The following is a 12486-nucleotide window of genomic DNA, read 5'->3' as shown; positions in this document are numbered from 1 at the left end:
ATGGGTAAATTAAGTATCATGCGTCAATATTTTTATTATACAATATTTGAATATGGCTACACAACCTTTAAGATTTTCTGTATTTATCTCCAGCCGAAACCTTGATCAGGTGGTCATTAATGGCGTACCGGGTGAAACTTTAACTGAAGTCCGCCGCTTCCTTAAGGCGAAATTAGAGGAAGAATTATTTATGGATGAAAAGTTCTTGTCGGTGGAGATCAACGAAACTTTTGGGACCGACGGCATCGAGGATAGCTATAACATTTGTATGCAGCGTGCTGCAGAGGCCGACCTGGTCATTGTGTTCTATAACAGTGAAGGGGGTTGGGGTCCGGACGGCAATGGTATCGGCATTTGTCATGCGGAATTGGATGCCGCTTTACAGGCATCATCCAAGAAAGCGGCTATCATCGATATTTCTAAATTCTCGCCGGTTTCGGCGGCGACAGGTGAAGCGTTAACCCGAAACACTGCTTTCAAAAATTATTATACCAAGCTTAATCGTTTCAACAATCCTTTGAAATTAAGGAAAGCGGACCAAACGCCGGATGGTTTCCGTAACACATTGTTGGCAAGTATAAAAAATATCATCAGTCGTCATTTTGCCGCCTGGATCGCGCATTCCAATTTGTCTTACGCGATGTCCGCAAATAATGCGGTGTCTAAAGACTGGCAACAATTAAATTATGAGCCACTCGCCATACTAATGAAAGAGAAATTGTCCTTGTTGGCCGAAAAGGATGTAAATTTTAAAGATGCTTTAAAAATAGCTCATGCCATACCCGATCGAATGGCGGAGCCTGACGCAAGATCGTACACAGGGCGTCCATTTTTAAGCGACCAGGACGAAATTACCAAAAAAGGTGTGTTGGGTACGGCCACAGGGCCGATACATTTTATCGCGGTTTTTGGCCCTGCTACCGTGTCACAGGTAAAATCTATCATTGGTTATCCGGATATTCCGTGATCAAGGACGATTTTGGATAACTACCTTTGGGAGTAGCATATGCATATCCAACTCGTTGTGCTGACCGATTGTACAACACCCGTAGCTATCGCTACTAAATTTCAATTATTCCAGAATTGGGCGGTTGGTAGCGATGAGGTAGAAAAAATCAATAACCGCGCCACCGCGCGCTCTTATCCTGAGGTCTATCAATCAAGCCGGCACCATAGCCGAAGGTAGATGATCTTTCATAAACGCTCGATCAATGCTTCCGCTGCATGCTGGATGTCCAAGGGTTGATCAGGTAACAGGACTTCGCTTTCGTCGCCCTTGATACCTTGAGCCAGATTGAAAGAATTCACTTCTTTCTCATAAAGCCGGAAAAAATCATAGGTATATTGTCCTTTAGGCTTTAGCGGCGTGTATTTGACCATGTCCTGATCATCAAGGGCAAATGCAACATAACTCATGTGTTGTCGGTAAATATCCAGGTTTGGATGGATAAATTGATATTGGTCGCTCTGTTGAGCGCGTAAACGGATCGTTGAAGCGTCCACCAAAAAGTCGGTACGATTACGCTTGATGGACATGTTACAGCGTTTACAGGAAATATTGAGATTAAAAATTTCGAACATGAAATCATTAAAAATGGATTTGGGCAAAATATGCTCCAAATCGACTCCCATGCGATGCACTGCGCGAAAACGCTCTCGGCAGTAACAGCACCGGCCATCGTCGGGCCCGAGATAATAATCTTTGATTTTTTGTTTAATGCCGTCCAGTGTCGGGTCGTTCCAGACATCACCGCCTTTGGCAACAGCGGTCGCGATCAATGAGCGTTCATTATCGTCTAAGGTCATTGGTTCCGTTTCCTTTCTTCTATTTCCCTGGCCATCACGATCACGCCGTCAAGCACTTGTTTTTGACGGGGATCATAGGCATTTTCATTCAGGTCACTGATCAACTGCTCGAACGCTTTAATCGAGATTTGGTTATCAGCCAATTGATTCATCTTTTTGACCACGAATTGAGACAAAAATCGATTTTCCGGTGTGGTGACGTCAAATAATTCCTGATAAACCTCTTCAACGTTGTAGCCCCCTGGTGTTATCTGTTCAAAAGACCTGCCATTTCCTTTATAGATGGTCACTCGTTCGCCCAAATCGATCTCCGTACTATTGATCACCAACGGTGAATGTGTGGCGATAAATACTGATGGCTCATACCGATAGACCAGATCATACAGTCTTCCAGTGTATTCGATTTGCCATTTCGGATGTAGGCTGTTTTCCGGCTCATCGATCAGCACCCTGGCGCCTACGGCCATCGTTGCCATGATAAAAACAAACGAGGAGATCAGTGTCAACTCCCCGGAACTGCTTTGGTTGGCTGGTATTAATTGCCCATCTTTTTGCAGATAGATATTGATATCCTTTAGCATTTTAAGCTTTTTCAGCAAGCTTTCAAATTCCAGTAATTCTAATATGCCGGAATCTTTAAGGTCTGAAAAATCGTTGCGATAAAGGTCTACTTTGATAATACCATCACGCGCTCGCTGTGCGGTATGGCGATACCGTTCTAGTAGAATAGCAATCACATTACGCTGGTCGTCAGTAAGGTCACCATAGCGCAACGCTTGGTCAAAGTTAGGTTTCAGCGCTGCGATCTTAATACCGATCACCGCATCAAAATTGACATAACGCAGGGTTTCTGCTATTTGGTAATAACGGCCCTCGCCTTCACGAACCATGGACTGTAATGCAGATTTGATGGTTCGCCGCACAATTGACTTGCCATGAGAGGCCTTCAAAACCTCAAAATTAGGATGGCTGATATCAAATTTATCATGGATCGTATTGGCCACACCGATCACTTTACAGCCCGTATGAAAAGCAAAATGACGGGCAAGCTCTCTCAATAAGGTGCTCTTACCGCTTCCATTTTCTCCAACGACCAAGTTGACTTGATTTGGATGGTTCAAAAGTTCGTTGGGAATCTTAAACGGATAATAAAAAAAATACATAGCAATCTATTTATCGTCTGAATAGCTAATGAGCTGTAGCTCGGTTAATATGTCGGCCCTGAATTTACTCAGCGGACGTTTGTAAAAATCTGCCGGATCAACCTCTGTACCAAAAGCCAGGCGGTAGGCTTCCTTATGCGATAGGCTATCGTTGGGAAACAGGTTGATGATTTGCTGCACATAATCCGGCGTGTAGGCTTTGGCCAAAGTCAGCATGTCAGACAATTCGGTTGGATGCGCCTGATAAAGCAATTCCAGTTTTTGCAGCCTGATCGTATCGGCCAGCGCGTCTTCGCCCGCGGCTATAATCGTTTTAATTTTAAAATGTTCCATATCCTGCGCAAAATCGAAGCTGAATCGAAAATTTCTGAGCACATCTTCTGAGCTGTAAGGATGAATTTGCTTTTTAATATCGGGAAGTATTTTGCCTTTGATATTACTATTGCAAATCGTGCAGCTGGGGATTAGATTGTAAAAAGACAGCGCTAGCAATGGATATTTATGCTGAGGATACCAGTGATCAAAAACCGGACGCATCACTTTTTTTCCATAGTTACTTTTTACAGTTGCAGTATACATCCTGTTACAATAGCAGCAAGTGTCCCTATTTAAATTAGCTGCTAATTGATACGCATCATATCGCTTTTGATTATTCTTGTTTTGAAACCAGGTTTCATAGTCTAACAGTTGCGTTATCCATTCATTTAATGGCGCAAAAAATGCAATTAATTCCTTTTCATGAGCTGTCGGTTTGTAATCTTCTTTTTTATCGATGCTTACAAAGTCTTCATAATCTGCCCAGGTAATTGTCGTATCGAATTTTTTGAAAAACAGCTCATAATCTATGACAAGGTCGGCAGGTTCACCACCAACGATACGTTCAATGAGCGTCATATCGCTAAAAGCGTGAAGCAATTCAGGCGTAGGTTCAATGATCTGCTCGTTACCGACAAGACAGACTGAGCATCCCTCTTTGCGGCATTTACGACCAAATACTCTTTGCTCCAAACGACACATCACATTGATAATATGCTGCTGCCGGGCATTGATAATAACTTCGCTTTGAGGATTAATTGGGAACATGGGCGTGTTTCGGTAGTAAGGCTTCTAATCGTTTAATCTCTTTTTTGATCCATTCAGATTGATCGAGTCCAAAGGCTTCGTCATACATCTGTCGTAATTTATTCCGAATTATGCCTTCCCCAATCACGTCGATAATTTCCGGGAACGTACTAAAATCAATCTTTATGACCTTTTTTAAAAGATCTTTTAGCCTTTCTTTTTCATTTTGTGGCATTTTATATTTTGTATCGCCTTTCTTTTTTTCAAGTTCATTAAGCTCTTTTTTTAAATTCAGTCCTATAATAATCTTATTTATTTTGTCTTGAGCAAATGCCCCGCACAATCCGGCACGCATGAAAAATCCATCACTTAGAAGATTATGAATGTTAGCACCAAATGTTTTTTTATCGTGATATACCTGAACTGCTTGTTCATCTTCCATTTTTAAAAACAAGATGTTTTGTGAAGGGATATCTGAAAGTATGAACGGAGAGTGCGTTACAAAGATCAGGTTGATGCCAGAAATAGTATCCAAAGCAATACTACCAATCCTGTCGAGAAGGTATTTGATGTACCGCCGTTGTAATTCCGGATGGAAGTAAAGTTCGATCTCTTCAAACACAATATTAATGATATGATATTTTTGTTTCGGTTTACGATCCCAGCTTACCACTGAATTTAAATTGGCGAGATGGTACAGAATGGAACTGACAGAATAGATCAATTGCTTTTCGCCCGAGCTTAGTTTATTAAATTGAAAATTCGGTTTTTCAGCTTTTTCATCAGGGGAAAGCAAGATATCGGTCTGAAATATGGGCGGAGGTAATAAATCTATCACCCTAATTTTATCAGTTTTTAATTTGTCTAAGCTTTCGGCAAGTATTTCAATTGATAGCGCTTTCGCGACATCGTTATTGCTGTATTGCCTAAACCTCAAAAAATTGATGGTTTGCCTGAATTTATAAGCGATATGACTGGGATCATCCATGAGTAAACCTACATAGGTGGAAAGCTGACCCAGATCCAACTCACTTGTATCTTTCAAAAAATAACCATAATAATCTTGATACTTCAAGGACATGGTGATCAGTTTCTGCACCAGATAACCCAAAGCTGCTTCGCGAATGGCATCCGTTGAACTTTCTAGTTCATTTTCCTGATAGTCGATTTTGATGGTCTCATTAAGTTTCTTTAAAATAGCATTGTAGTCGGGATCGATCACAGCTAATCGCCATTCTTTTGTCTGTTCTTTGCCATCTTGATCAATAATCTTTTCTTCAAACAGCACCTTATCTGGATCACTAAATCCGAGTTTTAACCCTAAATGCGTAGCATGTAAATGATCTGTTAAAAGTCGGAAGTTGACTTGATGGTCGCTGTCTTTACTTAGCAGATTCGCCAGTAAGCGTTGACGAACTAAATCATTTTCGGTATTGATCTTGATGTCGCCTTCTTTACGATAAGGATTAATGACAATTGGTGTTTGGTAAGAGTCGTTTTTATGAAATAGTGGCGTCAACCAATCCTTTTGACCATCAGCTTTGATGTCCCTGGAATTGTAAGCGTAATGCGAATAATTGATGACGATTGTATAAAAGAACTGGTTTAGGAATTTCTTTTTCTCCTCAAAAAGTTCAGCTGATTTTAATTTTCCATTTGTATCGTATTGCTGTAGAGAAATCGACAAGCCTTTCACGTTAAGCCGATAATGCTCAATATCCTTAAAAAACACACTGACTTCCAGGCCTTTTACTTGAACCAGGTCATCTTTGATCTCCAATTTCCGGCCAACGTTGTTGATGGCCATAAAAAGCAATTCCACCAGCGTACTCTTACCTGTACCATTCTGACCGACAATGGCAGAAATATTGATCCCAGGACCAAAGAGGTTATTTTTCTCTTTTGGAAAATCTTCAAAGTCATCCGCCGGATTTAATTTGTAGGCAGGATAGAAATAGTATGGATTCCCTCTTACCAACACTTTAGACAGGTGCTCAGCGCAATTGGCACCGACACGCAAGCCAATGATCTTAAAGTCGTCTTCCTGGGTTTTAGTTCTCATGTAATATCTATAAGTTGTTTTGCTGCAGTCGCTATAAAATTATTTTAAATGCATTGTTGTTTGCTGGAAGTTTCAATATCGGTTCTTTCCCTTTATCTTTCTGTAGTTGGATGCCTTCACTGCGCTGGTTGATGTTGCGGATGCGATCATAAGGCAGTGTGGAGGTTTGACGTTACTTTCGTTAATCTTATTGCATCCTGACCGGATTATAGTATTGTGCACGTCTATTCACTAATTGAGCTGGGTCTTGACCTTTCCAAACGTTTCGAGTTCTATAAACTTAGATTTAAATAAGCCCGCCGGTATTTTCTTTTGTAACAAATTATAGAAGTTTTCGTCGTGCGTTGAAATAATGATTTGCTTTTCATAATTGACGACCAAACTACGGATCAAGTCGATCGTCGAAAGTATATTTATACTGTCCATTGACTGGATAGGATCATCAATAAATATACAATCTACCGGCATCATGTTATCATCCTGAACATTGAGTGCCTTTGCTAAAAAGATACTTAAGCTTAAAATATTAAGTTGGGCAGTGCTGAAATAAAGATTTGGAATAAGTAGTTCGTCTTTACCTTCCGTGCATACGCAAACATTTAATTTAGGTTTATCTTCTTTAAAATCACACATGAACTTGATCTTTTTGTAATCCGGATGGGGGTCTATTTTTGCATAAAGCTCATTGATCAAGTCTTCATAAAAGAACGCTTTAATTTCACTATGTAGATGTTCGCCAACTTTTTTACGTTCTTTTTCCAATTCTTTCTTTAAAGTATTTTCCAAAAAGAGTATTCGAATCTTCAATTCATCAAAAGAAACCTTAGCTTTTTCAAATCGAAGGTAGGGCAAAATGTTTTCTATCAGTTGTTGTATCAATGTAACTTCTTGCGTAATCCGGTCGTCCTCAACAAGTGCGTGTTGTACTTTAAGGATTGCTGCCTCAATGGACTCTTTCGTAACCAGATCTACACTGCCATCATTTTTGACATAAAATTCAAAGGTATTAATTTGCTGCTCTAAAACTTTCAGCTGGATCTTTAACTGTCTGAGGTTTCCCTCGAGCTGATCTTTCTGATAACCGCTAAGCTTTTCCTTTGATGACTTTTGCTGTTTTTCCAGTTCGCCTCCTTGAGATTTTAGCGAATCGATCAGCATTTTGATCTTTGACAATTCCTGATCCAGCGTTTCTTTATTTGGTGTGATACCTGGATAATTCTTTTCAAAGTATTGCGACACCTCTCGATACACACCATCTAAAGTCAGTGCTTTTAACTGCGCGGACAGACCTTCAAGCGCGACGTTGTTCGTTTCGATATCCAATAAATAGCCGCGTATTACCTTTTGTAAAGCTTCTATTTGAACTTTTAATGTTGCCAACCCTTTATTGGCGTCATTTAGCCGGGAATTTAATGTAGCGCGATATTCATCGTAGGTTAAGTCGCCTATTAAACTTGAAAATTGTAAACGTATCTTATTGAGTTCTTCAACTGCATCATCCGCAGCCTTTTGAGCTTGAGCCGCTTCGAGTTGCAATGGTCGTAGTTCGCTCAATTGTATTTCAGCTAGTTTACGTTCATTAGTCAGCAAATCGACCAAATCGACTCTGTTTTTCTTAAATGCCGTTTCATTAGCTGCTGCGGCCTTTTCCAGTGTTGTTTTTTGCGTAAGTAATCCTTGCAGGGCACCGGATAACAAACTATTTCCTGCGATGCGCTGAGCTAAGATTTGATATTCTTCATGATTGTGGCTACATAGGGGGCAGACCGATAATTGATCTTTATCAACTATTTCAGCGCCCAATGTGACAAACCGCTGAATCTCCTGGTTAAACGTTTCACGCTCTTTGATCAATTTATTCAAGACTGCGAGATCTTTTTGTAGGCGCTCTTGTTCGCTTTTTCCTGTATTTAACACTAATAAAACTTGTTCGTAGCGCTTGTAAGCTTCATGTTCCGCAGAGGGGAATTTTTCCAGGTTAATATCTTTGATAGTAACTAACAAACGGTCAACAATATTTTGCTGCCCGGTTATTTGTGCCGAAATTGACTTGACTATTGACAATTGATCGACCGAATGTTGGCTTAGTTTTAGATATTCGGCTTCATAGGCGGCCTGGCCGCCTTGCTTTTCTGAAGCAGTTCTCAATTGTTGATCAATATCCGTTAGAGATTTTAGCAAAGATTTTTGGTGTAGCTCCAATTCCTTCAGACGAGATTGTGCTTCCTGTAGTAATTGCTGTTTCGTCCGCAATTCTTCCTGTTTGATTTTGGCTTGATCATTATTGTTGATCCTGTCTTGTACTACACGAGCGTAAACGACTAATTGCTCAATTATTTCCATCAAATTTTTCTGTTTCACAGACAGGTTGACCTGATCTTGGATGTTAGTCTTAAGTTTATTATCTAATGTAGTCTGGGTTTCGAAATCCTTTAACAAGTTTTCAATTTGTTTGACTTGTTGCTGCAACGCTCCAAGCTCCTTTTTCACTTGTTCGTAACGCTCTATACCCAAAAGCTCCCCATCGCCGTTTAACGACCTCGTTTGTTTAGCTAAAAGACTGCTTTGCGCAATAACCTGATTATTTAACCCTTGCAATAGTTCCGTCAGCTGATTTTTAAAGTTAACAAAATCAGGTTCCGTAAATTCAGTTTCGATAATATTCAGCCTTGGGTAGATATTCTGTAAAGCGATGATCTTGTCATTTACGTTTTTAAGAATATTTTGATCCCCGTTAAAATTCAATTCTTTTTGAACCCCGCTTAGCTTTACTTTCAAGTCATCGATCTGTTTATCATTTGCAGTAAGCAGTTCAACCAATTTTTTTCGGTAGGCATCGAGTTGCCCGTTTCCGAAATACTCGATGAAGGTATCATACCGTGCGGCGGCGTCATCTTCTTTTAAAAAAGCGTCTATCCATTCCTGGGAAAGAATGACTTTTTGGAAGTAGCGGTTAATGGTATCACTGTCCTTAAATTTATAATCTACGCTACCGTTGCGCGGCGATTCGATATCCCGTTTTAGAGGTTGAACTAAATTAGTGGTAAATAACCGCACATAGCCAGGCGTTTCGTCTTTGGCAAAGCGGTTCCTTAAAATGTACTGTTTTGTTTTTCCGTTTATGTTTCTTTCAGATTTGGCATGCTCAATATTGAATTTGTGTTTTTTTAACAGGCGATGTATGTTTTTGGTAACTCCCCACTCGACCGCATCGTAAAAGGAGGTTTTCCCAAACCCATTCGGCGCATATATTCCTACCAAATCAGCATTCTGGCCATTGCCTATGTTGAAATCAAAAGTTCCGTCGGCAACCTCATTGTAAGCCCTAAAAGCTTGGATTTCTACCTTTTTAAATTTCATTTTTTAAACGGGTTTCAATTTGAGTCAATAAATCATTAATTTCTAAGGTACTTTTACCCTTGATCTTCGCGGCAGATGCCAATGCAGCGTCTATTACAGGCCCTATGATCACATGTTTGGTAAATGTTAGTGCCGCAGGCTGCTGGGCAGTAATATTAAGATTTGTATTGGTGATATGCTGACTTATTATTGTTGCCATAGCTGTGTCATCCAACGCGGCCGAGTAATTGTCAATGACAATTTTGCGGCTGGATACCGGATCGTTTTCAATTTTATATTTCAAGCCCTTTTCAGCCTCTGATTCCAAAATGTAAAAAAGGTACAAGTTCCAACGTTCAAATTCTGTATCTAATTTAGTCTGATAATATATTGCTACCGCATTAGAAATATCACTCCATATTTCAGCTAAACGACCCTGCGTCAGCGACTTGATAAAAACAACGCTAATTTGCCCGCAATAAGTAATTTCGCTAATTTGAATTTCGACATCTGGAAACATGTCCAGCAGGTATCCCAATACTTGACCTTTAAGCCGTGAATAGTTGCTCATACTCCAATTTTAATTTTTGTAAAAATTCTTCGTCGGTTACAAGAGCCGCCCATTCGGCGTGTTTTGAAACAATGGCCCTACCTTTGAAGTAGTCAATGTGCACAAATTTAAAATGGTCAAAAGGAAAACTCATACCTTCATTTATCAAGATTTTACTTCGATCTCTTGAATTTCTTGCCTGACCGATCATTGGGATCTTTTGTGCATCAATAACATATTCATTATTTATTGGCGACTTACTCATACCAATAACCACGACTCCGTTATCGTTCAGCCCTTTGTAATCTGAATAAATCATATTATTTAACTCTGTACTCCAATCTTCTGAAGAAGCAGAAAATAATAGCCTAACTGAGTTAAACACATCTTCTAAATTACCCATGTCGACCGGCGTAGTCCTCAAAATATTCATAATAGTGAGGAATTCCAACCAGGTACACCATATTTCTTTGGACGACAATACTTCCTCTGGTTGTTTATCCAATAATAAGCGTTGTTTAAAAAAGCTCCGAATTGCGTTGGGTGTACATTCATCTCGAGTAACTTGCTGAGCTTTATATAACAAATAGCTTTTAATGCCTACGACATTTTGAGCATAAAATCCGGCCTCTAATTTAAACACGTCATTTGCTAAGAATGAAAAACACCGCATAAATGAAGGTGCGATGCCGGTTAGTTGATCAGAATTCTCAATTATGATCTGATCGAAGGCTGCTACGGGATAGAATATGATCCGTCCTAATTGCTCTCCGACCGCAGCTGCCATTCGAATTTCTATCCCAACAAGCAGAATTTTTCCTTCACGTTCAAAAAGTATCGGTCCACCGGATTGGCCCTCTACTTCGGTTTGATCCGGATTTCCAGGTATTTGGGCTTCCCGCGCCCCATTATTACTACCAAAAATGGTTAAATTTGAATCACAGCGATACCACTCTTGCGATTGATTTGGATTAGCTAACCTTCTCGTGTCCGGATAACCGGTTAAATGATAAACTTGCTGGTCAATTTGATCGGTACGATAAATATTATCGAGTCCAGGAAGTCGTCCAATTTTTATGAGGGCAATATCATACTGTGGATGCGGAAAATAGTTCGTGCCAAGGACAAGTGCTGCAAACGGAATGTCTGCCATCTGCCAAGTATTAGGATCAATAAGTATTGCCCGTTGAAGGATATTTAGTGCTCCGCCAGCATTTGCAATGTTGTGCCTGGCGGTTAATACATAGCTATAATCTTCGGATAACGGTTGTATCAAGCATCCGCTTCCGCTGTTTACGATTACAGTATAAGGTCTAAATTGATCAGCCATTGCTATTTAGAATTCTGTTTGCGTCCCCTGTTTTAAAGTCAGGGAAATCTTGATGGTCCTGATCTGAAAAAATAAAAGTAATTAGCTCTGGATAATTAAAAGCAATGGTCGCCTTCGGGTTTTTAGCGATGATGCGGGCGATCAGCACTTTGTCGGGATGACCATGCTGCAAACCATGCGTACTGATGACATACTTTTCCGTATCAATTAATTTTAATAGTTCAGGGCTCGTGTTACCCGCGCTGCCATGATGGGAAATCTTGACGAATTCCACGGTGAGCGGTTTATCCAACAAACTGAGTTGTTCCACAATCGGCCCTGGGTGGCTATCTCCTAAAAACAGGTAATCTTTTCCTTTATGGCTAAGGATAAACGCAATAGAACTTCCGTTAGCAACCCGGTTATCCGACACAAATACATCATCTTTAATATGTTCTTTGATACTTTTTGAGTAGTCACCTCGTCCACCTGAAGTATTAAAATAATTGGAAGATGCCTCAGCTTTGTAAAGCTTCAATAGATCCTCTAATTGTTTTTTTTTCGGGGATAGAAATTGGAAGGCTAAATCGCCGAAAGTACATTTGGTACCTGCTATTATAACCTTTCGTTCATAAATTTTGTTTGTCGCGATATATTCCTCAAAGTCGAGAGCTTGAGAGACACTGGTTTCAAAAGAACTTCGGATATGAAGGGGAAGTTTTAATGCGTCGTTTTCACCCTGTTCCAGGTATTCCGCAATAAGTTTTCCCGAATTGAACCAAATTTGGCCAATCATTTTATAAGCCAGTGGTTCATTTTCGATCCATTTTAGCAATCCATCAATATGATCGTCATCGATGTGAGTTAAAATTAACAGATCAATAAGTTGACCACTGTCTTTAATTTTCTTAATCAAATCAAACAATGCACCAAACTCTGTCTTATGTTTCTTTCCTTTTTTTTTATATGCGGCAGACGGGCCGCCGTCAATTAAAATATTCCAGATTTTATCCTGAACATCCTTAAAACTAAGACGAATTGCATCGCCGTTGAAAGCTTTTAAGATATTAATTTTCAATTCGTGATGGTTCATAACTGGCGTGAATAATGATTAATGTATTATAAACAACCACTATTCAGGAATGGTACACAAAGATAATATAATAATGGGTGTTTTGATGTCACCCGGAATAAT

General features: G+C 39.9%; 9 protein-coding genes. 1 reads left to right on the top strand and 8 read right to left on the bottom strand.

The window, feature by feature from the left end; all coding sequences use genetic code 11:
* Window positions 1-52 precede the first annotated feature (52 nt).
* Window positions 53-967, top strand: coding sequence for a hypothetical protein (locus tag ACFGVR_RS15045; RefSeq protein ID WP_448698137.1), 915 nt, complete (start codon window positions 53-55; stop codon window positions 965-967).
* A 227-nt stretch (window positions 968-1194) separates the two neighbouring features.
* Here the strand turns inward: ACFGVR_RS15045 and ACFGVR_RS15040 are convergent, their stop codons facing one another.
* From ACFGVR_RS15040 to ACFGVR_RS15005, 8 genes are all read right to left on the bottom strand, one after another.
* Complete coding sequence (locus ACFGVR_RS15040; RefSeq protein ID WP_448698136.1) at window positions 1195-1806, bottom strand: HNH endonuclease; 612 nt, start codon at window positions 1804-1806, stop codon at window positions 1195-1197.
* On the bottom strand, window positions 1803-2969 hold the full coding sequence (locus ACFGVR_RS15035; RefSeq protein WP_448698135.1) for an AAA family ATPase: 1167 nt from the start codon (window positions 2967-2969) through the stop codon (window positions 1803-1805). Before ACFGVR_RS15035 ends, ACFGVR_RS15040 begins: the two co-directional genes overlap by 4 nt.
* 6 nt (window positions 2970-2975) lie before the next feature.
* Window positions 2976-4052 carry a hypothetical protein gene (locus tag ACFGVR_RS15030; protein WP_448698134.1) on the bottom strand — a complete coding sequence of 359 codons (1077 nt, stop codon included), beginning with the start codon at window positions 4050-4052 and terminating at the stop codon, window positions 2976-2978.
* Window positions 4039-6093 carry an AAA family ATPase gene (locus ACFGVR_RS15025; protein WP_448698133.1) on the bottom strand — a complete coding sequence of 685 codons (2055 nt, stop codon included), beginning with the start codon at window positions 6091-6093 and terminating at the stop codon, window positions 4039-4041. The genes ACFGVR_RS15030 and ACFGVR_RS15025 overlap by 14 nt, the downstream gene beginning before the upstream one ends.
* Window positions 6094-6324: 231 nt before the next feature.
* Window positions 6325-9453 (bottom strand): hypothetical protein, encoded by a 3129-nt coding sequence (locus tag ACFGVR_RS15020; protein WP_448698132.1) that lies wholly within the window; start codon window positions 9451-9453, stop codon window positions 6325-6327.
* Window positions 9443-10003: an ABC-three component system middle component 1 gene (locus ACFGVR_RS15015; protein WP_448698131.1), complete on the bottom strand. Its 561-nt coding sequence runs from the start codon at window positions 10001-10003 to the stop codon at window positions 9443-9445. The genes ACFGVR_RS15020 and ACFGVR_RS15015 overlap by 11 nt, the downstream gene beginning before the upstream one ends.
* Complete coding sequence (locus ACFGVR_RS15010; protein ID WP_448698130.1) at window positions 9981-11312, bottom strand: ABC-three component system protein; 1332 nt, start codon at window positions 11310-11312, stop codon at window positions 9981-9983. Before ACFGVR_RS15010 ends, ACFGVR_RS15015 begins: the two co-directional genes overlap by 23 nt.
* Window positions 11305-12384 (bottom strand): ComEC/Rec2 family competence protein, encoded by a 1080-nt coding sequence (locus ACFGVR_RS15005; RefSeq protein WP_448698129.1) that lies wholly within the window; start codon window positions 12382-12384, stop codon window positions 11305-11307. Before ACFGVR_RS15005 ends, ACFGVR_RS15010 begins: the two co-directional genes overlap by 8 nt.
* Window positions 12385-12486 lie beyond the last annotated feature (102 nt).

This window comes from Mucilaginibacter aureus (assembly GCF_053514885.1).
The sequence above is the reverse complement of the archived record's forward strand: the minus strand, read 5'-3'. Positions and strand labels throughout refer to the sequence as shown.